The sequence below is a fragment of the Shewanella sp. MF05913 genome, from assembly GCF_059758095.1.
Genome location: NZ_JCAYNT010000006.1, coordinates 109,036 through 133,162 on the forward strand (window position 1 = coordinate 109,036; position 24,127 = coordinate 133,162).

General features: G+C 43.0%; 18 protein-coding genes. 7 read left to right on the forward strand and 11 right to left on the reverse strand.

Features of this window, described 5'->3' with window-relative positions:
• The first annotated feature begins 28 nt into the window (after positions 1-28).
• Positions 29-1,210, forward strand: coding sequence for a tetratricopeptide repeat protein (locus AC19MV_RS09940; RefSeq protein ID WP_498307338.1), 1,182 nt, complete (start codon positions 29-31; stop codon positions 1,208-1,210).
• A 68-nt stretch (positions 1,211-1,278) separates the two neighbouring features.
• Here AC19MV_RS09940 and AC19MV_RS09945 read toward each other — a convergent pair whose 3' ends face one another.
• The 9 genes from AC19MV_RS09945 to AC19MV_RS09985 form a co-directional block, all read right to left on the reverse strand.
• Positions 1,279-2,538, reverse strand: a complete 1,260-nt coding sequence (locus AC19MV_RS09945) for a dicarboxylate/amino acid:cation symporter (RefSeq protein WP_498307340.1) — start codon at positions 2,536-2,538, stop codon at positions 1,279-1,281.
• A 351-nt stretch (positions 2,539-2,889) separates the two neighbouring features.
• Positions 2,890-3,846 (reverse strand): DUF7281 domain-containing protein, encoded by a 957-nt coding sequence (locus AC19MV_RS09950; protein WP_498307342.1) that lies wholly within the window; start codon positions 3,844-3,846, stop codon positions 2,890-2,892.
• Positions 3,834-5,054 carry a phosphoenolpyruvate carboxylase gene (locus AC19MV_RS09955; protein ID WP_498307344.1) on the reverse strand — a complete coding sequence of 407 codons (1,221 nt, stop codon included), beginning with the start codon at positions 5,052-5,054 and terminating at the stop codon, positions 3,834-3,836. Before AC19MV_RS09955 ends, AC19MV_RS09950 begins: the two co-directional genes overlap by 13 nt.
• A complete protein-coding gene (locus tag AC19MV_RS09960) occupies positions 5,051-5,704 on the reverse strand; it encodes a condensin complex protein MksE (protein ID WP_432402877.1) in 654 nt (217 codons plus the stop codon). The genes AC19MV_RS09955 and AC19MV_RS09960 overlap by 4 nt, the downstream gene beginning before the upstream one ends.
• A complete protein-coding gene (locus AC19MV_RS09965) occupies positions 5,704-9,417 on the reverse strand; it encodes an ATP-binding protein (RefSeq protein ID WP_498307346.1) in 3,714 nt (1,237 codons plus the stop codon). Before AC19MV_RS09965 ends, AC19MV_RS09960 begins: the two co-directional genes overlap by 1 nt.
• A 306-nt stretch (positions 9,418-9,723) precedes the next feature.
• Positions 9,724-11,325 carry a methyl-accepting chemotaxis protein gene (locus AC19MV_RS09970; RefSeq protein ID WP_498307348.1) on the reverse strand — a complete coding sequence of 534 codons (1,602 nt, stop codon included), beginning with the start codon at positions 11,323-11,325 and terminating at the stop codon, positions 9,724-9,726.
• A 429-nt stretch (positions 11,326-11,754) separates the two neighbouring features.
• The gene (gene ahpF, locus AC19MV_RS09975) at positions 11,755-13,320 is read right to left on the reverse strand and encodes an alkyl hydroperoxide reductase subunit F (protein ID WP_498307349.1); all 1,566 of its coding nucleotides are present in this window, start codon (positions 13,318-13,320) and stop codon (positions 11,755-11,757) included.
• A 111-nt stretch (positions 13,321-13,431) separates the two neighbouring features.
• Positions 13,432-14,001 carry an alkyl hydroperoxide reductase subunit C gene (ahpC, locus tag AC19MV_RS09980; protein WP_432402868.1) on the reverse strand — a complete coding sequence of 190 codons (570 nt, stop codon included), beginning with the start codon at positions 13,999-14,001 and terminating at the stop codon, positions 13,432-13,434.
• A gap of 240 nt (positions 14,002-14,241) precedes the next feature.
• Entirely contained in the window at positions 14,242-14,985 is a 744-nt protein-coding gene (locus AC19MV_RS09985) for a spermidine synthase (protein WP_498307351.1), read from the reverse strand.
• Between the two features lie 151 nt (positions 14,986-15,136).
• Here AC19MV_RS09985 and AC19MV_RS09990 point away from each other — a divergent pair, with 151 nt between their 5' ends.
• Positions 15,137-15,676: a mechanosensitive ion channel domain-containing protein gene (locus AC19MV_RS09990; protein WP_498297938.1), complete on the forward strand. Its 540-nt coding sequence runs from the start codon at positions 15,137-15,139 to the stop codon at positions 15,674-15,676.
• 74 nt (positions 15,677-15,750) lie between these two features.
• Here AC19MV_RS09990 and AC19MV_RS09995 read toward each other — a convergent pair whose 3' ends face one another.
• Both AC19MV_RS09995 and AC19MV_RS10000 read right to left on the reverse strand, forming a co-directional pair.
• Complete coding sequence (locus AC19MV_RS09995) at positions 15,751-16,488, reverse strand: dienelactone hydrolase family protein (RefSeq protein WP_498307353.1); 738 nt, start codon at positions 16,486-16,488, stop codon at positions 15,751-15,753.
• A gap of 54 nt (positions 16,489-16,542) precedes the next feature.
• Positions 16,543-17,532, reverse strand: a complete 990-nt coding sequence (locus AC19MV_RS10000) for a 2-hydroxyacid dehydrogenase (RefSeq protein WP_498307355.1) — start codon at positions 17,530-17,532, stop codon at positions 16,543-16,545.
• A gap of 319 nt (positions 17,533-17,851) precedes the next feature.
• Here AC19MV_RS10000 and AC19MV_RS10005 point away from each other — a divergent pair, with 319 nt between their 5' ends.
• The 5 genes from AC19MV_RS10005 to AC19MV_RS10025 all read left to right on the forward strand — a co-directional run bounded on the left by AC19MV_RS10005 (position 17,852) and on the right by AC19MV_RS10025 (position 23,812).
• A complete protein-coding gene (locus AC19MV_RS10005) occupies positions 17,852-18,271 on the forward strand; it encodes a hypothetical protein (protein ID WP_432402858.1) in 420 nt (139 codons plus the stop codon).
• Positions 18,272-18,285: 14 nt separating this feature from the next.
• Positions 18,286-18,576: a hypothetical protein gene (locus AC19MV_RS10010; protein WP_432402856.1), complete on the forward strand. Its 291-nt coding sequence runs from the start codon at positions 18,286-18,288 to the stop codon at positions 18,574-18,576.
• A gap of 131 nt (positions 18,577-18,707) precedes the next feature.
• Entirely contained in the window at positions 18,708-19,385 is a 678-nt protein-coding gene (gene rluA, locus AC19MV_RS10015) for a bifunctional tRNA pseudouridine(32) synthase/23S rRNA pseudouridine(746) synthase RluA (RefSeq protein WP_498307356.1), read from the forward strand.
• 111 nt (positions 19,386-19,496) lie between these two features.
• Positions 19,497-19,958 carry a transcriptional regulator AsnC gene (gene asnC / locus AC19MV_RS10020; protein WP_160056051.1) on the forward strand — a complete coding sequence of 154 codons (462 nt, stop codon included), beginning with the start codon at positions 19,497-19,499 and terminating at the stop codon, positions 19,956-19,958.
• Between the two features lie 230 nt (positions 19,959-20,188).
• Positions 20,189-23,812, forward strand: coding sequence for a S8 family serine peptidase (locus tag AC19MV_RS10025; protein ID WP_498307358.1), 3,624 nt, complete (start codon positions 20,189-20,191; stop codon positions 23,810-23,812).
• Positions 23,813-24,127 lie beyond the last annotated feature (315 nt).

Consider the following 24,127-nt stretch of genomic DNA (forward strand, 5'->3'; position numbering starts at 1 on the left):
CATTCGATATTGATAAAGGACTATCGCAATGCCACAGGCACCGACCTCAAATACATATAAATACTTTAGTGCCGTAATAATTTTGCTGCTGATTGGTATTGGTGCTTATGTTTACTTGTCCAACATAAAGCCCAAGCCACTGGCATCTGGCGCGGTATTGGTTCTTCCTGTTAAGATTGTTACCCCACCCATAGATGGCGATACTCAATGGAATGCCTATGCCGCTATGGATGTGCTTATTCACCAGTTAACACTGGGTGTGAGTTACCCTCTACTGCAAGCTGAAGATGTCATTAATATCACTTCGCGGCTCGCTCAAACCGATAACGTTAGCCCTTCTGACATTAACAAAATCATGGCGATATCGGGTGCGGTATTAGTCATCGAATCCAGTGTGAGTATGCTCAAAAATCAGTACCAGCTCAGTTACACATTACATAGCCAAAGCCAAAGTGACAGCACCAGTATTAGCGCTGACAGCATCAATCAAGCATTGGCGTCAGCAGCGAAAGCTATCACTCATCAACTAAACCCTGAAAGCAAACAGTCAGTTAACGACTACCACTCTCAATTGCATTCTACACAATTAGTGCAGGCCATCGCATTGAGCCAACAAGGTGATTTACTCGGTGCCGAGCAGCTTTTATCTGAGGTCATTCAAGACGCACCTAATAACCTGCTTGCTAGCCGCCTATTAGGTACTATTCAATTACAACAGCAACAATTTGAGCAGCTTAATAAGACATTAACAACGGCAATGGGTATTGCTGAGCATCAGAACGAATACCGAGAATTAGCCCAACAAAGATTATTATTAGCCCACAGTTACATCGAAACGAACAAAATTGAGCAAGCTTTAGGGGTGCTCAACCTCGCCAAAACCAATGCTGCTAAAGTTAAAGATTGGGTCACATTAGGTTATATTTATCACTTAGCGGGTACTATCAATCAACGAATTGGGCGTAATAACGACGCTAGAGAGCAGTTTAAAAAAGCCATTGAATATCATCAAATGATGGGTTATCCAATAGGTCAAAGCCAGGCTCTTAACGATTTAGCTGAGCTTGAGATCGTCGAATTTAACTACCCGCAAGCTTACCGATTAATTAATCGATCATATGAATTAGTCGCCCATCGTGGCTTAGATGATTTAGAAAATACCACATTCAAAATTATGTCTAATATTGAAAACAAAATGCAGCATAGATAATACTTCTAATAGTCATAACAAAAACGGCCTGCAATGCAGGCCGTTTATGTATGACTCACTCGCTAAACTTATTCTTTCGCTACGACGACGCAGTCTTGACTCACTTGGTACTTCTTTTCTGTCTGATCGACAATGGTGAGGACAGCGGTGTCGCCCACGACGTTACATGATGTCAGTACCATATCAATAATACGGTCAAGGGCGGCCACAATCACAAACGCTTCAACCGGTAAGCCCATTTGATAAATCAACACACCAATCATCACCATGCCACCGCCAGGTACACCACCAGCGCCAACAGAAAGCAAAAATACGCTAAATAATAGCGAAGGGATTTGGTCGTTACTGATTGGCATACCAAACGCATTGGCGACAAAGAAAATGGCGATAGTAATATAAATTGATACCCCACCCATGTTCATTGTTGCCCCTAACGGCACACCAAATCCCGCCACAGCCTGACTTACGCCAAGTTTGTCGGTTAAGGTGCGCATCGTTACCGGAATGGTGGCATTAGAGCTTGCTGTTGAAAGTGAAAACAGGATTTGCTCTTGGGTTTTATCACGGAAGGTTTTCGCCGACACTGGCGTAAACACGCTAACAGCAATAGGGTATACGATAAAAATCCAAATCAGTAATAGCGCTAAAATCAATACTAGGTATTCAACCACACTGACAAAAATTTCAGGTTCTAAGGTAGCGCCTAGTTTAAACATCAAGGCAAATACACCGTATGGTGCAAGACTCATCACCAATCCAATTAAGCGCATCATGATTTTATTGGCTGTTTGAAAGCCTTTGACTGCGCCCGCGACCGATGTGCCCATTGATTTCATTACACCGCCCATTAGCAGCGCCATAAAAATCACTTGCAACATGTTGCCAGAGGTAAACGCTGAAAAAGGATTGTTAGGCACAATGCTCACAATAAGTGACATTAAATCAGGCAGTTCTGTTGCGGTAATATCGACCGAGCCGCTGCTAGACATATCAACGCCCTTGCCTGGCTCAAATATCATTGCCACTGTAAATGCCGCAAGAATCGCGACAACGGTGTTAATAATGTAAAAACCAAAGGTTTTGCCACCTAAACGGCCAAAGCTTTTTAAATCTTGTAACTCACACACGCCGCAAACAATACTCACAAACACTAATGGTACAACTAACATCATGATCATATTAACGAACATGGTGCCGATACCACTTGCAAATGTAACAAGTGTCCCACCAAAAAAGGCGTTGTCGGCGAGTGAAAATTGCACAATACTGCCGAGTAGCACGCCAAAAAATAGACCAATAAAGATCCGTGCTGAAAGTGATTTTGTCATGTATTAATTTCCCATTCGAAATGGCAACTTCTGTTGCTGATTATTGTTATACCAATCCTGGTGCTTATTCTTTTCGAGCGTTGAAATACTGAGACATCGCGCAATATATTTCAATCACCTTATCAACAAAAGTGACCACTTAATGAGCGTTTAACTGTTTTTAAATATAAAAGACAATAATAACAATCGATTACATAATAAATAATGAGTTGCTAATGGTGTAACCAGTGAGGATACAAGAAAGAAAACCGTATCAAATAATCAATTTGAACATATTTCGTACAATACAAGAGCACTCTGTACAAAAATCATTGAACATTTTTGTCCGATAGGAGGTTAAGACATTAGATATTATGAATGGATTTTTAGTAAGCTCAGCGGCAATGACTTTGCCAACATATGCTGTTGTTTAATGCTGACACGGTTACGGCTCAACCACTGGATTAATGATACCCATTGAGATGTGAATACCATCGAAGTTACAGTACCTTGCGACAAAATATTGTTTAAATAAGCCGATTGTTTATGCTGCTTATCAAAATCACTGACTGAGTTAATTTGGCTGATAGCGAGCAGTTTATCGGGTGCCTCAAGCACCCATTGCGGCACGATCATGCTGTGGCAATGTTCGAGGGTATTGGCAATCATCAACCCTGCGGGATCAAGGTCGGTAAAAGCAATTACATCCAACTTCAGTGCGGCGATCAAATGTAAAAAATGCTTGCGACCAGCTGGAGAATAATCGTGGCTGCCACGATACAACACCATGCAATTGTCGACTATTGGCTGTAACTCTGGCGTGAATGAATAAGCAAATAGATTATCAAAACTGTCGAGATTTTCGACCACAATGAGCTGGGTAATCTTAAGTTGCTGACACAGTGCAACTGCGGCGTCGACCTTTAATCGCAATGAGCTACCTAATACCGTCAACACCTCGACGACAGAGTCTACTGCGGATGTAGAGAACAGAGATTGAACGATGTTAGGCGCGAGTTTTATTAACACATAATCGGCATCTGGACTGATATTAGCGTATTTTTCATTAGCACTGAGCTGCGACATTTGCTGTCGCGGCACGTCAAAATCGAGTGCGAGAATATCTAAGCCTGAGTCTATCTGCGCCATTTTGCGCAGTAAACCATAATCGCTATGGGTTAAATACAGGTATTTTTCAGCACCATCGGGCTCGCCTATTTGCCATAACTGATACAGTTTTTTCCAACCAGCATTATATGTTACGCGCGGTAAAAGTTGTTTTGCCGCGCGGGCCATTAACTGTAATTGACTCTGGCTTAGGCTAGCCATAACTCAACATCATGAATGATAAAATTACCGTTATACACTGGATCGGGTTTACCAATCGGTTCTAACTCAAAGTAATTTTTATGCTCATCGGCCAAACCTTCATAACCCCCAATCACTTGGTAAAGCCAACTTTCAGCATCCCAGGTTAATTGCTTTTCGGTTAAATAACTCAATGCCGATTGACGTAAACCTGAATCGATAACCTCACAGAAATATTCATCCACGGCAATTTTGAGTGGATTTTCTGGGATATCAAAATCTTCACTGTCGCCCATTTCAAAGGTGACATTTTGCTCACGTGCAATATGCGGTAATGCATCACGGCTAATGGCTTTCACTTGCGCGACTAAACTCATTAACTCCAGTTCATGATGTGGATTACTTACATCGACACTGGCTGGTGCTAATAGAGCCTGGGCACAGTTAAATAAATTCGGAATCGCTTTATGGCCAACATGGTTATCGACTTGATAATCTGGGTGCATGTCGGTGTGCAGCAACCAGCCTTTGAGCAACCGTGTTCGCCCTTGGATTTGTCTAAAGCGGCCGAGTAATTCATACAATCTGCCCTGTACAATACTCAGCTCTTGAGTACACTGGCTTAGGGTTTCTTGCAAGCTGGTAATTAATAAACGGCGTAACTCGCGGATGTCACCGGCAATTTCACCCAGCTCACTAAACTGGAACATTTCAAGGCCATTAAGCAAGTCAGACACCTGGCTTTGCGCCAGTTCGTTTTCACGAATTTTGGCACTAATCGTCCCGACATAACCAAACTCGTTGTTAATGCGTCCCCACAACACCCTAATTGAATAGCGTAAGCTGTCGGTGAAACTGTAAACGTGTTCGTTTAAGTCGGCTAAATAGGCTTCTGCAGCGCTGTAATCAACATTGTGGCGTGCTTCTTTATAATGGTCGGCGAGGGTTTTAATGGTCGCTAAAGATGAGCCAACGTTAGAGTCAATTTGACGGTTACGCTCATCGCTTAAGGCTTCTTCAAGCAACGCCCGCACTGAGCGCTTTAAGCGCAGCTCTTGGTCTGGCTCTGGGCGCCACAAAATGCCGCTTTTTTTGAGTTTTTCAATCACGCCTGCATCATGGGCTGTGTCGTTAACCGAGCCGGCTAAATACGCATCCATGATCACATCGGCATGCCGCCCGAGTTGTTTGAGCAGCTTTACCCCAGCTTGGTGTAAGTTGCTGCTCATATTAACTCCCTTTGGGTCGCGGTTTCAGCTTGCGCCTCAAGGCTTAAGCCCTCTGTTTCGTCAATAAAGCGGATCACTTCGTATAAGTAATCAAGCTTACCAGTGGCAATATAAATCTGTTTCTCGCTATTGGGTTTTGCTAGGTAACCCAATTCGACTAAGCGCTTAAACACTAACTTAATTTGGCCGTCGACATTACTGCTGCTAGAGCCAAATAAGCGATACTGGCTGAGCTTTGTTAGTTGCTCTCTAAAGGCTGGAGTGTCTTCTATTCGTGCTTGTAAGTCGGTTAAGCGTATCGGCGCACCTTCACTTAATGGTGCATCCTGGCCGCTCGCTTCTTGCACTAACACGAGCCATTCCACCAGCGGAATTAACGCCGCGCAAATATCTTTAAACTGCGATGAAATCACTTTACGCTCAGCATCGCCAAGTTGTAGATACCCACAAAAGAACACTTCACCTTCACCAGCGCTGGCCAGGGTGCGATTAATTTGGTTTAAGTACGTTTCTATCCGCTCGCGGGTGCTGTTATTTTTTAGCGCGCGCCAACCGTCTTCGTTAGTCACTCGGCAAATAAACTCACCACGTAACAGCTGCTCGATTAACGCACTGGTACCCACTAAGGTTGTTTCATTTGAGTCAGACATTAACGTTGCTCCTTAGCCGTTGTGGGGTGAGATATTTCAGAATGAGCAGTGTCAGCATTTCGTTGCGAGAGTCGCTCAGCAAGTGGGTTAGTTTTAGGTTTAACCACCTGCAGTTTTTTAGTTTGCTTGTTAATGATGTAACGGTTAGCAAATAAGTTAAGCACTTCAGATTCTGGATTTGGGAATGCCCCTAACACACTGATGTTATTGTTTTCACAGGCATCAAAAATCTTCTTCACGTTGGTGTGATGCAAGGTGCCGAGCTCATCAATAGGCCAATGAATAGTCACATTGGCTTTACCGCGTAATAAACGGGTAAATGCCAGCAAGAATTTACATAAAATCAGGTATGCCATACCGTGGCTAGATGATTCATTTAACTGGCGGTCGGTACGGATAATCAGATCGCTATTGCCTTCTTTTAAGCGCAATTCAATCTCCAGTAACTTAGCAATGCCACCGGTTAGTGCGGCGCGGCCAATAATGTCTAGGGCGCGGCGCATTGAGTTAGTGTAATGCTCGTCTGGTAGCTGGCTAAAACCGTCGGCTTTCCAGGCTTTAAAGGCTTTTACAAACACTTCAAGTTCAGGCCAGAACTCGAGTTCACTGATGCGTGAGCGAATCCGTACTGCAGATTCCGATACACCATCGAGGAATAACTCTTCACCCACTTCACGGGTAATGCGGGCACTTTGGCTGGCAATTCGGCGGTCGATGTCGGTTAATACGTCGTAAAATGCGGTTAAATCGATACCAAAAATACGCCCTTGCTCGCGAATCGCCATTAACGATTGCGGCACCATCACATTGAGTAACTGCTCTAGCTGTGGCACTAATTTACGGTAATCGAGTAGGCGAATACCTTTATCATTAACAAAGCTAGACTCGTCACGCGCGCGCTCCCAGAACTCGGCCAAACTTGAGCCCGATTTGCTGGCAATCACAGAGTCAAAGTGCTCAACATATTGCTTTACTGAGCCCATTAAATAATCACGCTTTAGCAATAAATCTTCGCCTTGGCGTAAACGTTCGCCAATGCTACCCATGGCTTCGTCGTTATTGGCCGGCAACTTCAATTCTGCCAACTTACGCATTACCGCGCGCAGTTTAGTGAGGTTTTCAGATGCTTCAACCTGGGCGGCATCACAGGCTTTACGTTCGGTTTCTAAGCTGTTGCGGCGTTGCTTAATTTCCGCGGTTTTAGCCGTTAATTGTTGCTCAAGCTCGAGCGCGGCACGTTTCACATCGGCGAGCTGTGCTTGCAGCTTTGGCTTACGCACTAACCAGGTATGTTGGTACCAATCGTCATAACGTAACACGTCACTACGACGTTGTTCTGCCTGGCTTATTTGCGCTTCAAGCTCACGAATTTGCTTTTTAAGCGCTAAAATAGTGCCTTCATCGACACCGCGAGATTTCAGCTCATTTTTGTACCAGGTTTCACAGGCTTTTTGCTCTGTTTTGGCATTAGCACGGCGCTGTTCAATATTGGCTTTAATCTGCCCAAGTTGATTGTCGATAGCACCTACGACTTCTTGCCAGTAAGCATTTTTGTCCATGCGTGCTTCTAACGCCTGGTCTTTCTGTTCGGCTAACCATTCAAGATGTTGGTTATGCAACTGCTTTAACTCATTATCAAGTTGCACCAAACGCTTACCCGATTCAGTTTTGCGATCGGCGACGGCTTGATTGATCTTTTGTTGCTCGCTGCGCTTTTCATCAAAGAGTCGGCGTAAATCTTCACGGCTATTTTTATAGGCGGTACGGGCAAATGTTAGCTCACGGGTAATGGCATCCAGTGCGCTGTTCATCACCACCAGCTGATCTTCAGCTTCAGCATGTATTTCTTGGGCGCTTTGCAGGGCTTCTTCGGCTTTAGCAAAACGGATACGCAAATCTTGCTCTGTTGCGGCGTATTCAGGCACGTCAATGGCGTTAAGATCTAGGTGGACGCCAAATAAACTGTCGCTATTGTCTTTGGTTAAACTTGGGTGTAAATCACTGCGATGCAATAACTCTGGCGCGATCACTTTACCAAATGATTGCTCCCAACCTTGGGCTTCTTTGCGTAAAAACTCCAACAGCGTATGCGACTGTGGGAACAGCATGTGATGCAATTCTTCTTTGGTATTTTCGCGCTCGCTCACCCGAATACTGGCAATGCGCAGCGCTTCGTTGGCTTGGTCACGTTTGGCTCGCTGCTTACGCTCCTCGGTAGTTAAACGCTCAACCTTGGCATTACAGGTTTCTTGTTCTTCGTCGGCGAGGCTGATGCGTTCATCAAATATAGCCAAACGCATTTTTTCATCTTCGGTGTACGTCACGCCATCCACTTGATGCTTAAGCTCAGCGGCTTGCAATTTAAGTTGATACTCGTGCTCACTAAATTTGGCTTTACCGGCGTCAGTTTGCTCACGCCATTGTTGCTCAAGTTTGCCTAAATCGTCATTGGCCAGCTCACGCTGTTTATCACGCGCTTCACGTTGAGTGTCTTGTTCGGTGTGTAACGACTCCAGTTCACGGTGAAGCTGCTCGGCAATTTTACTGCGACGCGCATTAAAAGCCGCTTCAATGTCTTGGTGTTTTTCAGTTTGTAATTTGTGGCGCTCGTTAAGATTTTCAACGTCGCTACGCCAATTAGGCAGATTGTCTAAATCGGCTTTAGCCTGCTCAATGTCGGCATCTAAAAAAGCGGCATGCTGATCTTCAATCGCATCTAACTCATATTCAAATTTGCCGACATCGCCTTTTGCAGCTGACAATTCTTGGTTGAGCTCATCACGGACATCTTTCCACTCATCGTCGAGTAAACGCAGTTTAAGATTGAGTTCTTTACCTAAGGTTTGATTACGGTCTTGACGCCCAGCTTCTAGAGTTTCATCACCACGGTAGCCGCGAGATAAGCTGGCTAAACGTAATTCAGCGCTCAGTAATTGGTTAAACTCTTGTTCAAGTTTGTCGTATTCTGGGCGAATTTGCTCAAAACCTTGTACGAGCTGGCTCTCACGGATCCAGGTTTCAACGCGCTGAGGATTAAGGCGTGAAGTGGGTGGATTGACTCCATCTTCTTCTAAAATAGCGGCGATCATTGATTTGACCGTTTCCATTTTACCTTCTTTTGAATGCACGGCTTTAGCCAGTTTTTCAATATGGCGCAGGCTGTGTTCGCCATCGCATAGCGAGAACTGACGTGCATAAGTACGTAACTCGTTTCGGTTACTGCCCGTATTGAGTAAACTGCGATCGTTTTGAATAATGGCGCGGAATTCGCGAGTATTGAGTAAGTTAGTGTGCGCGATGCCTTCACGTTTAACTTCACGACCAAGTTCGGCCATCGAATGGCAAATGATGGTGTCGCCATTGCGGGATTTAATGTAATTCTCAAGTTCAAAACCACATGCAATAAAGCGGTAATTAACCCCTTTACCGTCACCAGCTGACGCTAATACAGCTTGATACAGTAAGCCGTCATCTTTTTGGTATTCATAAATAATGTAGCTAGAATCGTGCGGTAAATACCAACGTTCAAAACTGTCACGGGTTGACGGCACTACGCGACTTGGGTATTCACCATAAAACACTGGCACTAGGCGCTGTAGGGTTGTTTTACCAGACGCGTTGGTACCACAAATGTTGGTATGGCCTTTTAAGAGTAATTCGACCACACCTGGCAGGTGAGTATTAATTAATACGATTCTAATCAAGCTTGGCATGATAATCCTTTTCCAAACAGCTCACATTACAGTGAAAAATAAGCAAAATAACGCTGAATAACTAACATCAATTCATTCAAGACGATTAAAGTAAATCAAACATCGTCTTGAGGCAATTTTTGCCGTGATAATACGCTATTTCAGAAAAAAGTGACGCTTACATTAGCGCAATTACACACAATTGCTGTGATAGTGCTCAATTAGAGGCTTGCATAACACAAATAAAAACGCAGAGCGTTTGCTCTGCGTTGATGTTGCGGCTTACTTTGCGATGATTAATAAATAGCTGACCTTTACAACTTACATTTATAACTTAAATTGCGATGTCGCGTTATTAAGCTCGTTAGCAAATCCGTCTAGCCCTTGAGAAATGCCCTGCACTTCTGCCAAGATCCCTAAGGTTTGCTCAAATGAGGCATTCATTTCAACCACATTGTTTGCCACTTGCGCGGCCACATGGGACTGCTGCTCTGTTGCAGAGGCAATATGCGTATTCATGCTGTTGATGCTGACAATTTTGGACTGAATGGAACTCAGCGCTTCACCGGTATCTTTAGCAAAACGTTCATTCTCAGACGACTTAGTGATGGCCACATTCATGGTACTCACAGACGACTCCGCCGCGACTTTGAGCTTATCTAACACTCCGCGAATTTCTTTGGTTGCATCAGCGGTTTTAGATGCCAACGCGCGCACTTCATCGGCTACTACAGCAAAACCACGACCGTGTTCACCTGCACGTGCCGCTTCAATAGCTGCATTTAACGCCAATAAGTTAGTTTGCTCTGCAATAGAAGTAATCACATTTAAGATAGACCCGACACTTTCAGTGTCTTTTGCTAACTCATTGATTGAATTAGATGCCAGCTCAATGCCTGAGTTTAACTCTTGAGAAATTCTCACGGTACGCTGCACAACAGCCAAACCTTCTGTTGCTTCTTGTTCTGCTACTTGAGCGGCTTCTGCGGCTTGCTGGGCGCTATGGGAAATATCATTGACCGAATGGCGCATCTCTTCCATCGACATATGAACCGTTTTAGCATCCTGACTTTGTTTTTTCGTCGCCTTAGTCGCAACTGTCATGCGCTCTTTTAGTGATGAGGCACTGTCTAACAGTGGGCTGGTGACATTAACAACGCGCTCAATAGACTCTGCCAATAAACGTAAAAAACGATTAAAATTACTCGACACTTGACCCAGTTCATCGGTACCCGCAACGGTTAATTGGTGACGTAAATTACCTTTGCCGTCGGCGAGTTCACCTAATGATTTAGCCACATCACCAGCAGAGCCACTAATGGCTTTAGCGATTGAATTTGTTGCTAAGGCCATTAACACCAGTAAGGCAAGACCAATGCTTAAGGTAAGGTACAAACTTTGTTCAGAGCGATCGCTAGCTTCTTTTATGGTCAAACTAAACTCATCAACTTTGTCGGCTTTGTAAGTATTAATACCCTTAGTTAACGATTCAAACACTTTGGCTTTTTTCTGACTGATTTGCCCAACGTCGGCCATATCGATGGTGCCATCGAGCATACCTTGGGCTAAAGACAACGTCATGTTGTTATATTCATTTAACTGTTGAGATAATTGTCCCAACATCACCGACGCTTGTGTGTCGGAAGCAGACAAATTAGTCAGGTTATTTTTAAGAGATATAAAGGTTTTATTGGCGTTTTCGAGTAGGTCTTCATCAGCAAAAGACACCGCCTGTGTGTATAACTCATCTAAACGCTGCACATAAATCACGTTTTGATTTGCCAGCTCCACTCGCTGCGCGACTTTGGTTTCCATGAACGACAAGGTGTCACGATTTTTGTTAATCGCAACCGTACTGATCGCCAGGTTGACAGCAAAAATAATCACTGACAAAACAAATATCAGCCCTACTTTTTTAAAAATTGACATGTTACTAAACCAACTCATATTTCGCCCCCAAAGCGTTCTTCAATATACGGAAATTAGACTTGACGTTGCCAATTAAACAACGCCAACTGCACTATTGCGAAGAGTGTCACCGGGTTTAATCCCTGACGAGATATCGTGCACATCGGACAATGCACAACGGTATTTATAAGCTTAACTATAGCAATACTTTTTATGGTTATTAATTTACCAATAATGAAATTGATTATTACTTCAAAATCAGACTTGTAACTCAGTATCGGCCTAGCTTGAATATACTTGAAGTTTATCTAATGCAGTTATCTTTTTTGCTTGTTTTTTATCCGACACAATGGCTATGGTGTCCGTGATATCGATAAGTATCATCAATGGTACAAACAAAAAGAGCCAGCTAAGCTGACTCTTTTTTATACGGTAAAGGAAACGTATTGATTACGCTGCTTTTACATCTGTTTCTTCTGAGTGTCTGATTAAGTAATCAAACGCGCCAAGAGATGCTGTTGCGCCACTGCCCATCGCAATAATGATTTGCTTAAAAGGGGTATTGGTTACATCACCTGCAGCAAATACACCCGGGATTGAAGTTTGGCCACGCTCATCAACAATAATTTCGCCGCGAGGTGTCATATCGACCACACCTTTTAACCACTCTGTGTTTGGCACCAGGCCAATTTGCACAAAGATACCTGCTAATGTAACTGTGTTGCTCTCACCTGTTGCACGATCTGTGTAGATCAAACTGGTTACGCGGGTACCATCACCTTTGACTTCTGTGGTTTGAGCTTGAGTAATAATGGTGATATTGCCCATAGATTTAGCTTTACGCTGCAGCACTTCATCGGCACGTAACTTACTGTCAAACTCAAGTACGGTAACATGCTCAACAATATTGGCTAAATCGATAGCGGCTTCAATACCTGAGTTACCGCCGCCGATAACCGCGACACGTTTGCCTTTAAATAATGGGCCGTCACAATGTGGGCAATACGCTACGCCTTTACCGCGATACTCTTGCTCACCAGGGACGTTCATTTCTCTCCAACGTGCACCTGTGGCTAATATTATCGTTTTACTGCTTAAGGTTGCGCCGCTTTCTAACGTGACATCAAACAGGCCGTTTTTGGCTAGGCTCAATGCGCGCTGGTTTTGCATAATATCGACGTTATAATCTTTAACGTGGGCTTCTAAATTGGCAACCAATTTAGGGCCTTCTGTTTTAGACACAGAAATAAAGTTTTCAATACCAACCGTTTCAGCCACTTGGCCGCCAAATTTATCGGCAACAATACCGGTGATTAAGCCTTTACGAGCAGAGTATATAGCTGCTGCAGCGCCTGCTGGGCCGCCACCGACAACCAGCATATCGAATGCTGATTTTTGATTTAATTGCGCTGCTTGTCTGCCTGCTGCATTTTTGTCTAATTTATTCAGTACTTCAACAACGCTAATGGCACCGACAGAGAAAGCTTCGCCGTTTAAAAAGACTGAGGGTACTGACATGATATTGCGGTCTGTCACTTCTTCTTGGAAAAGTGCACCGTCAATCATCACGTTGGTAATATTGGGGTTAATTGCTGCCATCATGTTCAATGCCTGAATCACTTCAGGACAAGTTTGGCAACTTAACGAAATATAGGTTTCAAAATGGAACTCACCAGGTAATTGGCGGATCTGTTCAATGATATCCGCATCCAGCTTAATCGGATGCCCGCCGCTGTGTAATAACGCCAACACAAGTGAAGTAAATTCATGACCCATTGGTAAACCAGCAAAGCTAATGTTGCTTGCGTTTTGTGGGTTAATCACACTCATGCTTGGTGTGCGCTTACCTTGCTGATACGTCACTGAGACTAAATCAGATGAATCGACAATATCTATGGCTAAACTGATTAGTTCGTTTGCTTTTTTTGAGTCATCTGCAGATACGACAAGTTCAACTGGGCGCTTGAGGTTTTGCAGATAGGTTTTCAGTTGATTTTTTACATTCGCATCTAACATAACAACTCCTAAAAATGGGGAAAGTTCGAAAAAGTGGAGAGTGTTAGTCGGCGCCGGGGGAGCACCGACCAACTGGAGATGATATTACTAACCTAAGGGTGAACTTAGCGGTTAGATTTTACCGACTAGGTCAATTGAAGGTGCTAATGTTTCTTCACCTGGCTGCCATTTAGCTGGACATACTTCACCATCGTGAGTTGCTACATATTGTGCAGCTTGAATTTTACGAACGAGTTCAGAAGCGCTACGGCCAATACCTAGGTCATGAATTTCAGCTACTTTTACTTGGCCTTCTGGGTTGATAACAAAAGTACCACGAAGTGCTAAACCGTCTTCTTCAATCATCACACCAAAGTTGCGAGTAATTGTGCCTGTTGGGTCACCAATCATTGGGTAGGTAATTTTACCGATAGTGTCTGAACTTGAATGCCACGCTTTGTGAGTAAAGTGAGTGTCAGTTGATACTGAGTAAACTTCTACGCCCATTGCTTGTAATTTTTCGTAATGGTCAGCCATGTCGCCTAACTCTGTAGGACATACAAACGTGAAGTCAGCTGGGTAGAAAAAGACTACAGACCACTTACCTAATAAGTCTTGCTCGGTCACTTCAACGAATGCACCGTTATGAAATGCAGTTGCTTTGAATGGCTTGATTGTGCTGTTGATGATAGATTGTGTCATGTCATGCTCCATTGGAATTAAGATTTACGTTAACCCGATACCTTATGGTGTCGGAGATGATGAACATGTGCTCGTCATCTGATGTGAATCATAATAGCGATGGAGATGAATTAAGTATAACGGATAAAAGCTATCGCCTTAATCGGTTTTTTATATTGAACCTTTTTCTTCATCGGTAAAAACGAATGCATAATTATCATTTACGATGATGCACTTAAGCATTAGATTAATTCGTTAAGACTATTCCCAGGCACCAAACCGGGTTAATACCCGACTGATATTGGTATCAAGCTTTTGCGATAAGCTTTGTAATGCTTGCTTATTGTTAGCCATGCCAAAGTGATTACTGCCATTAGTCGCATAAACAACCCAGTTACCACCGCCGGTTAAGCAGGCATAAACGTGAGTAAAATGGTGATAAAGCGTGTCGCGTAATTGAGTATCACGGCTGTGCTCTTTCCAACAATTAAGCACTAAAAAGCCATCGGCTTTTAACAACTGCTTAGTTTGGCCAATAAACACATCTGTTAACTGCTGCTTATCTACGCCTTTATTACTGTATATATCGGCAAAAATCACATCGACTTTTTTATGTTCGGCTTGCGCTAAAAAGAGATTAGCGTCTTGATGGATCAACGTAAGCTTTTTACTCAACGGTAACTGAAAAAAACGTTTTGCCACATCAATGACTCGCTCGCGTAATTCGACAGCGGTAATTTTAATCGCCGCGTCGACATGCCGAAGCGAGTGCACGAGAGCTCCGCCGCCTAAACCTAAAATAATCACACTTTTGGGCTGAGTAAATAACAATACCGACAACATGGCTTGCACATAAGTGTGTTGTGGTACATGAGGCTCCGCTTTGTCCATTTTGCTTTGCTCGTCATTATCGCCAAATGATAGCACTCTATAATCACCATCATCGAGCACACAAAAATCACCAAAACTATCACTGTCGACATGCAATACTTTATACTCGGACATACTTCACTCTGCGGGGGAGGTTTGGCTTTATGTTCAGCCAACAACAAAACCGTATTGTACCCCAACTATGGGGCGCTAGTCCGAGCCCATTGTGGTTTTAATGCCAAACGGCGTGATTTAGATTGTTGGATTAATCAAACAGGAAACCACCATGTTTAACCAGTTGTTGATGTGTATTTTATATCTGGCAATATTCTTTTTTGCTCAACGCCAGGTCAGTAAATGGATCAGGCTGCAAGCCGATAAAAAACAAGTCAATGAAGTGCGAAGTCGCTTAGTGACTCGGTTAATTTCTTATTTTATGTTTTTCGTTACAGTGTCATTCATGACGGTATCGCTAGGTTTAGGCTATCAAGACGTATCACTGTTTGTGTCGTCGGCTTTTGCGGTATTAGGTGTGGCGTTATTTGCACAATGGTCGATTCTTAGCAACATCACTGCCGGCGTGTTGATATTTTTTGCCTTTCCGTATCGTATTGGCGATCGCATTCGAATTGTTGAAAAAGATGAAGATATGTCGGGTGTGATCGTTGAAATATCACTGTTTCACATTCTGATTAAGCGTGAGTCGGGTGATGTGATGACTTACCCAAACAGTCTATTGCTGCAAAAAGGCGTGGTTAAGCTCACGAATGAACAATCTGCGAAAAAAACGTCACCAACAAGACGGGTAATCCCAAAGCGTAAATAACCCATCGCAGTAGGTTGACCGACATAAATGATAAAAGGCGCTAATGCGCCTTTTAATGATACCCGTTAAGCCTATTAATTCAGTACGCGATGAAAAAATGCCACGGCTTGCAAGTACATTTGTAACGCTAATGCGGCATCGTAACGCTCGCCTTCATCACGCATAAAGGCATGTTGGGCATTCACCTCTAGCCAGGTAAAGTTTGCATTTACCTGTTCAAGCTTTTGGTAAATAAGCTTTCGCCCTTCTTTACTCACATGCGGGTCTTGCTTACCAAACACCATCACTAACTCGCCTTTTATATCACCAGTGCGACTGAGTGAGTCATTACCTTCTTGGCAAGGTAATGTGTTTGAATGAATGTCGGTTGGGTATAAACAAAATGCACCACTAATATCAGGATTAAGTGCGGTGCGGTAAGCTAAGTGACCACCAATACACACGCCTATTGCGCCCACTTTATCGCTGCAAAATGACTGTGCCCGAGCAAAATCAACTAAGGCACAGGTGTCACTGTCATGATGCTCTAATGGTTTGGCCCATTTGTCTGCATTGCCTTTATCTTTACCCGCTTCATCATAAGCCAATACTGTGCCAATTGGATTTAACTCATGAAACACTTCTGGTACTAAAACAACAAAGCCATGACCTGCAAGCATCGCTGCTGAGCGTGCAATAGGCGCAGTTTGTTGGAATATTTCTGAGTAAAAAATTATCGTTGCGAATTGACCTTTGATATCGGGACGATACAAGGTGGTACGCATTACGCCTGTTGGCGTTGCAATGTCGTGTACTTCAGTTTTTGTAATCATATTCTTCCATTGTGACTTATCAAAAAGCGGCTTGCCGTTACTGACTTCGTTTTTTTAAAACAACTCGTTGCCACACACCTGACCTGACATCAGTTTGGTCACGTTAGTCAGTGTAGTAGAAGCGATAGCATTCAGTGCTTCGTCGGTTAAAAAAGCTTGGTGGCCGGTAAAAATAACATTGTGACAGGCAGATAAACGACGGAAGACATCATCCTGAATAATCTCACTTGATTTATCTTCGAAGAAAAGCCCTTTTTCATTTTCATAAACATCAAGCCCGAGCGAGCCTATATGACCGTGTTTAAGCGCTTCCATCGCATCAAATGCATTAAGTAAGCCACCACGGCTGGTGTTAATGACCATAACACCAGGTTTCATTTTATTAAACGTGGTTTGATTCAGTAAGTGATGATTATCTTTTGTCAGTGGGCAATGCAAACTAATGATGTCGCATTGAGGGTATAGTGTGTCTAAATCGACATACTCAATCCCAAGGTCAATGACGGCTTGATTTGGATAAGGATCGTATGCAATGACCTTACAGCCAAAACCGAGTAGGATTTTAATGGTCGCCACGCCAATTTTACCGGTGCCAATGACCCCAACCGTTTTGCCAAACATGTTAAAGCCCACTAAACCCGATAAGGCAAAATTAGCATCACGCGTACGTTGATAAGCTTTATGAATTTTGCGATTTAAGGTCAACATTAATGCGACCGAATGCTCTGCAACTGACTCCGGGGAATAAGCGGGCACATTAACAACTTGCATACCTAAACGCTCAGCGGCAATTAAATCGACATTGTTAAACCCTGCGCAACGCATGGCAATAATTTTTGTTCCGCCTTTGGCTAATTCCACTAGCACTTCTTCACATAGCGAGTCATTAACGAATGCACAGACTACTTCGTAACCTTCGGCCAACTTGACGTTTTGCATGCAAAGTCGGTAATCAAAGTATTCGATATCAACATTAAACTGCTTATTAGTACGATTAAAATGAACAATGTCGTAAGGCTTCGCGCTAAAAAATCCAATTCTCATAAGTATCCAAATTTACCGTTCGTCGATGGCATAATTAAGCCTGAAGCTTAATCAAGATAGACGTTAATTGTATGTGAATTCAGGAGTGTTGTCGCCAATATCACATTGGATAAACACCAAATTGTGATCAAACTGACATTGAGACGTTATCGAGTATTGTCTCAACATTATGCGACTATTTGGCCAGCGCCAAACCAATAATAACGCTTAATTAATCAAGGATATCATCACAAGTAAACTGCAAAACTGGCGCGTGTATCACTGTTTATATTAGCGCAGCTTGTTATTATTGAAGTATTTTAAACCATGAAAATAACCCATGAAAAACAATAACAATACGCCCGTCTCTGAAGGACGATTTTGGATTGAACGGATCAGTAAAACAACGCTCAGAGCTATCCACATTGTGGGTGTCGTCGGCAGTGGCGGTGGCATCATGTTTGATCTGGATTTATCACTGTGGTTTAACTATTGGCTCGCCGCTATTTGTTCAGGGGTGTTGCTAATGAGTTGGGAAATTATTCGCGACTGGCGTTGGCTTATCCAGCTAAAGGGCATATTAACCTTATTAAAAATCATCTTGTTAGGTTTCTTTATTCAAATAAGTCAGTGCAAATCTGAATTAGTCATCTTTATTATTCTATTATCTGTTATTGTATCTCACGGTCCTGCTGGGTTACGTCATTACTCAATTGTGCACCGCAAAGTGATTCAAAGTCGTAAAGAAATTAAAGGCTAACTAAAGGACACAGGATGTTTCCATATCCAGAGCAATATCGCGTCGCCCTTCCACCTATGACCACTGGATTTATGGTTATTTGGGCTATATTAAGCCACGCGATTTTTACCGATGCGAGCCCCTTTGCCTTATACCCACTGTTTTTACTCTTCCCTGTTGCAATCGGCGCACATTTATACCTCATTTTATTGTCAAAAGGCATGCAACGTCTTGACCAATGCTTTTACGCATTAGTGCATATCCCACTGGCGTTTGTCGTATGGACATTCACCATAATGCACGTTAACGGCCACGCCTTTTCTTAGGCACTTTTTATGGTTAAGCAATACTTGCGTATCTTGAGGTCTAACGGTATCGTTGCCGCGAATTGACTGGCGAGCGCCATAACTGACTTTATTTATGACTCACCATCCACTGCGCATTGACGAGACCCATCATGGCTGACTTTATTTACAACCCGCCCACCACGCCTTGGCTAAACATACTCCATGAAGATAAAGACATTATCGTCATCGATAAACCGTCTGGGTTATTGTCGGTACCGGGCAGAGAAGCGATTTATCATGACAGTGTTTATTCTCGCGTGTTAGCGGCGCACCCTAACGCACAAATTGTCCATCGTCTCGACATGGCCACATCCGGAATCATTGTTGTTGCTCTGCGTCGCAGTGCAGAACGCGAACTTAAAAGACAATTCCGGGATCGTGAAACCGCTAAAACCTATTATGCACGGGTGGCAGGCCATGTGAGTAAAAGTGTCACTCAAGTTGATTTGCCGTTGATTTGTGATTGGCCAAATCGTCCTAAACAAAAAGTGGACCATAAGGTTGGTAAACCCTCTACCACTCTCGTTGAAGTCGTCAGTTATGCCGCTAAATCTACATTAGTGAAATTGACCCCTATTACCGGCCGTTCACACCAATTACGGGTTCATATGATGGCATTAGGTCACCCTATACTGGGAGATGGCTTTTATGCTGACGCACTCGCTAAAAGCCTGTCACCAAGATTACTGCTTCATGCAGCGGCATTAACCATTACCCATCCGTATACCGAGCAGCAAATACATTTCGAATCGCCAGCTGAATTTATCGATCCCACAGCAGATCAGTAGTCTAACAACATCAAAATTAAACATTGTTAATATCACTACTAATTTTACTGGCTATTATGCAATGAAAGACGTAGATTTATGGCCAATTAATGGTGTAGCAGGCTCAATACTGTGGATAGCTCATTTCAACGCGACGATTTAGATAACCAGATCCTTACGGCACTGATGGAAGATGCACGTACGCCATTTGCTGAACTGGCAAAACGCTTTAGTGTGAGCGCTGGCACTATCCATGTCCGTGTTGAAAAAATGAAACAAGCTGGCATTATTACCGGTGCACAAATTACCGTTAACCCAAAAGCACTTGGCTATGATGTGTGCTGTTTTATTGGCATTAATTTAAAAAGTGCTGGTGACTACCCTGCCGCCATAGCAAAACTCAATGCATTAGAAGAAGTAGTAGAAGCCTATTACACCACCGGAAATTACTCGGTTTTTGTCAAGGTCATGTGCCAATCTATCGACGGGTTACAGCATGTACTGATTAATCGCATTCAATCGATTGATGAGATCCAATCAACCGAAACATTGATTAGCCTCCAAAACCCTATCATTAGAGCGGTTAAACCTTAACCAGCCCTCACTCCGCCTTAACCTTTTACAACATGCCTACCGTTAACATTTAATTACCTTTTTATTAAGTTATAGTGTGACTTTTGTTAATTAAGTGTGCTACAAATGCTGCTGATGCATCAAAGAGTGCAGCACATAAACATTAAGCATTATCCATTACATCACTTAATAATCATCGTGTTACCGCGATACCCACTCATTGAGTGATGTTTAATAACAAGGAAGAAGTTGTGAAGACTAAACTAGCCCTAGCCATCTCGGCCGCACTTATATCTGGCGCTTGCTTTGCAGAGCCTGCTAATAAATACAACACTACTAACCAATCTCTCGATGAATATGCCGGTTTAAAAGCCACTAAATCAGAAAAGCAATCAACCGTATCGGCTTGGATGATTAAACTGAACACTCAGTCAGTATCAGAGCAATCTCGTTTATCAAAAGTTTCATCAACACAAGCATTTGCATCTGTTCAAGAGTCTCAATCACGTGTACTAAGCGTCATTAACAGTTTAGATGCTGATATTGAAGTGGTTGGCCAAACATCAAAGCTGGTTAATTCCATTTTAGTTAAAGCCGATAAAAAGCAATTATTATCCTTATTAAAAAATTCAGACGTCGCTGATATTCTGCCTATCTATGATTACGAGTTACATGTAGCTGATAGTGCTGATTATATTGGCGCAACCGCAGTAATCGAAGCGGGCATTGCTTCAGGGAAAGGTCAAAAAGTTGCAGTTTTAGATACTGGCGTAGATTACACTCATGCAGCATTGGGCGGCACAGGTATTATTGCCGACTATGAAGCAGCTGTAGCCGCAAAAGCTGAAATGCCAAATTGGCCACAAGGAAAAGTCGCTGGCGGTTATGACTTTATCAATAATGATCCAAATCCAATTGATGTAGATACCAACCACGGTACTCATGTAAGCCACTCTGTTGTTGGAGTTGCACCAGATGTAGAATTATACGTTTACTCAGTGTGTGATTCGGGTTGTCCTGGTCTTGCTCAGCTTTACGCGTTAGAAGCAGCCATGGATCCAAATGGTGATGGTGATATTTCTGACCGTGTTGATACTGTCAATATGTCACTAGGTGGCGACTTTGGTGATTCTAAAGAAGGTGCAGTTCAAGAGCTCATTGATGAAATGGTTGAGTTAGGCGTAAACCTTGTGATTTCAGCAGGTAACGACGGTGCGACCCCATTTGTAGTTGGCGGACCTAGTACCTCTGCGAATGCGTTATCTGTTGGTGCAATGACTCACCCAACAACTCCTGTTGGCAAAATTACAGCTTCAGCTGCAGGTGTAGAACTAACTGCGGTTGCCGCAGGTTTTAACACCACTAACACCTACTCGTTTGATAGCTCTACATCAACATTGGTTGTGCCTACGACTAATACAAATGGTTGTGTGGCTTTTGCCGATGATATAGATTTTACAGGTCAAATCCCTATTATTGACCGTGGAGCTTGTAACTTCACAACAAAAGTACTTAACGCTCAAACTAAAGGCGCTGCATTTGTCATCATTGCAAATAATGCTGGTGCAGCTTCAGTAATGGGTGGTTCTGATCCTCTTGTGACGATTCCATCTGTGATGATTTCTCAAGAAGAAGGTGTTGCACTAAAAGCTGAAATCGCAAAAGGTGCTGTTACATTCTCTATTGCATCTGTTGAAGTGACAACTGCTGGTGCTATAGCTGACTTCACATCACGTGGCCCTTCAATTGCGGGGACGTTAAAGCCTGAAATTACTGCGCCTGGTACCTCAATCATGACTGCTCACCCAGGTTTAGGTGATGGGTTAACGCCAATCAGCGGTACATCTTTCTCTAGCCCGATTACCGCTGGTGCAATGAGTATTGTAAAAGAGGCATTGCCAAATCGTAGCGCGCTTGAAATTAAAGCCACTATGATGAACGCCGCAAACTTGAATGTGACTGTTGAGCCTTTAGGGTTAAACCCAGATGCTGAATTAGCCCCGATCAGTTATATCGGTGCTGGTCTGGTTGATATTGAAAAATCAATCAACTTACCTGTCGTTGCATACGACAAAGACTCAATGCAAGCAGCATTAGCTTTTGGTCTTGTTTCATTAAGTGAAACAACATCAATGACAAAAACCATTTCTGTGAAAAACTTCTCAGCTGAAGCTAAAACATACACATTAATGGCAGAGCAACGTTTTGCTGATGATATTGAATCTGGTGCTGTTTCTTTTGAAATGCCAGCTAGCGTCATGATCCCTGCAGGACAAACCAAATCATTTGACGTAACAGTAACAATCGATCCAACTAAGTTACCAGAATGGACATTAACATCATCATATGAACTTGATGGCGAAGCAGAAGATGCTTCAACTGCATTGACCTTGTCTGAGTACGATGGTGCAATTAAGTTTATGGATGGCGATGAGCAAGCGTTACACGTCGTTTATCACATTTTGCCTAAAGCAGCTGCCGCTGCGTCAGTTTCAACTGAAGTGACAGCTGACGGTATTGTAAGAACACTGACTAACGTGGGTGCTACTTCTATAACAGATCCATTCAGTGCTCCGTTAACGGCAACTAGCCCTAAGAATATGGCAATTCGCCATGACTTAATTAATGCGTCTAGTGAGCTTTCTGGTAGTGCATCGTGTGATGAAGAGATCGCAATATGGAACACCTTCCAAATGCGCGACCCTATGGTGCATGGCCTTGTAGCAAGTTATAACGTTGACTACGACTTAGACAACGATGGTACATGGGATTACACTGCAACAACAGTAAACCTTCAATGGTTTAATGATGCATACCCTCGCTCACTATATGGATTCGTTGTACCTTTCGGCTCGGGTAACGGTACGTTAGAACCTGCATATCATGTTACAGGCAATAACTTCCTAACCACTAAAGTCTGTTTTGAAGATGTTGGATTAACTGCTGCAGATTTAGGTAACAAGGTTAAAGTTCGTTTCCGTGTCGAAGAAGCTGATTATGCACCAACGCCTACAGGTTTAGGTGATGAAGCAGAAGGGACACTAACCTTAGATGCACCTGATGCTTATGCGGGTATTGTCGACGCTGAAGGCGAAGCTGTTACCGAACTAAAACCTGGCGAAAGCGCAATGCTAGTTACCGAAGTGGGCAGCAATTCACTAGGCTACATGCTACTTTCTGATAATGGTTCTATGTCAGTAGTAGCAAACACTACAGATGAAGGTAACGTCGCTCCAACTGTTGAAGACTTGATGCTGACTGTCGATAAAAGCGCTGCACCAGGAACTGTTCTAGGTCAAATCGTGGCAACCGATCCAGACATGTTAACAAGCCCAGTCTCTGAGTTTATCGTGGTTAGCTCTAATTCAAGCATGTTAGCAATTAATGCCAAAGGTGAAGTTAGCCTAAGTGACATGGCTGTCATTGATCAAACCAGTGAAACCATGGAAGCTCAAGTTGTTGTACTAGATACTATGGGTAATCGTTCAGAACCAGCAACTGTTTCAGTAACGATAAACAACACCATGCCAATAGTCGCGCCGACCAACGTATCTGGCGAGGAAGGTAGTACCATTACTGTTAAAGCAAACGGTACTGACGCTGATGGAGATACCCTAACATACAATTGGGTTCAAACTAGCGGCACCGCTGTTACTTTTGAAAATGGTGGTTCTGAAATTAGCTTTACAGCACCTGCAGGATACAACATTATCAAGTTCTCAGTGACTGCTTCTGATACCCGTTTAGAGAGTGAAAAAGGCTCAATGATCGTAACGGTAACAGAAAAAGAAAAAGAGAAATCTTCTGGTGGTTCTATGGGCTGGTTAACAGCACTATTACTACCATTAGCTGCATTACGTCGTCGTAAGCACTAATCATCAGTAATACATAATTTGGATTTTCCAAATTAACTTAAAAACCAGCTGCATTTGTAGCTGGTTTTTTTATGCATCAAATTCGAAGAATCAATATTTTATCAACCAAAAAACCATCTGCATAATTAGGGTTTGAAGATTAATCAACTTGAGGACGATTTCGAACTAAAAATCTACCTAAACATCTGTAATTTAGCAAATAACAATCATTGTGTACTTATAATGATGACCACAAAACGTTTTAAAAGTCTGGGCATTGAGTATCAATGAGTTACTCTTTTTACCATCACGAAAAAATGTATTAGAAGAACACAA

Coding starts and splice junctions, on each gene's coding strand:
- AC19MV_RS09940 (WP_498307338.1), top strand. CDS start 29: ATGCCACAGGCACCGACCTCAAATACATATAAATACTTTAGTGCCGTA.
- AC19MV_RS09945 (WP_498307340.1), bottom strand. CDS start 2,538: ATGACAAAATCACTTTCAGCACGGATCTTTATTGGTCTATTTTTTGGC.
- AC19MV_RS09950 (WP_498307342.1), bottom strand. CDS start 3,846: ATGGCTAGCCTAAGCCAGAGTCAATTACAGTTAATGGCCCGCGCGGCA.
- AC19MV_RS09955 (WP_498307344.1), bottom strand. CDS start 5,054: ATGAGCAGCAACTTACACCAAGCTGGGGTAAAGCTGCTCAAACAACTC.
- AC19MV_RS09960 (WP_432402877.1), bottom strand. CDS start 5,704: ATGTCTGACTCAAATGAAACAACCTTAGTGGGTACCAGTGCGTTAATC.
- AC19MV_RS09965 (WP_498307346.1), bottom strand. CDS start 9,417: ATGCCAAGCTTGATTAGAATCGTATTAATTAATACTCACCTGCCAGGT.
- AC19MV_RS09970 (WP_498307348.1), bottom strand. CDS start 11,325: ATGTCAATTTTTAAAAAAGTAGGGCTGATATTTGTTTTGTCAGTGATT.
- ahpF (WP_498307349.1), bottom strand. CDS start 13,320: ATGTTAGATGCGAATGTAAAAAATCAACTGAAAACCTATCTGCAAAAC.
- ahpC (WP_432402868.1), bottom strand. CDS start 14,001: ATGACACAATCTATCATCAACAGCACAATCAAGCCATTCAAAGCAACT.
- AC19MV_RS09985 (WP_498307351.1), bottom strand. CDS start 14,985: ATGTCCGAGTATAAAGTATTGCATGTCGACAGTGATAGTTTTGGTGAT.
- AC19MV_RS09990 (WP_498297938.1), top strand. CDS start 15,137: ATGTTTAACCAGTTGTTGATGTGTATTTTATATCTGGCAATATTCTTT.
- AC19MV_RS09995 (WP_498307353.1), bottom strand. CDS start 16,488: ATGATTACAAAAACTGAAGTACACGACATTGCAACGCCAACAGGCGTA.
- AC19MV_RS10000 (WP_498307355.1), bottom strand. CDS start 17,532: ATGAGAATTGGATTTTTTAGCGCGAAGCCTTACGACATTGTTCATTTT.
- AC19MV_RS10005 (WP_432402858.1), top strand. CDS start 17,852: ATGAAAAACAATAACAATACGCCCGTCTCTGAAGGACGATTTTGGATT.
- AC19MV_RS10010 (WP_432402856.1), top strand. CDS start 18,286: ATGTTTCCATATCCAGAGCAATATCGCGTCGCCCTTCCACCTATGACC.
- rluA (WP_498307356.1), top strand. CDS start 18,708: ATGGCTGACTTTATTTACAACCCGCCCACCACGCCTTGGCTAAACATA.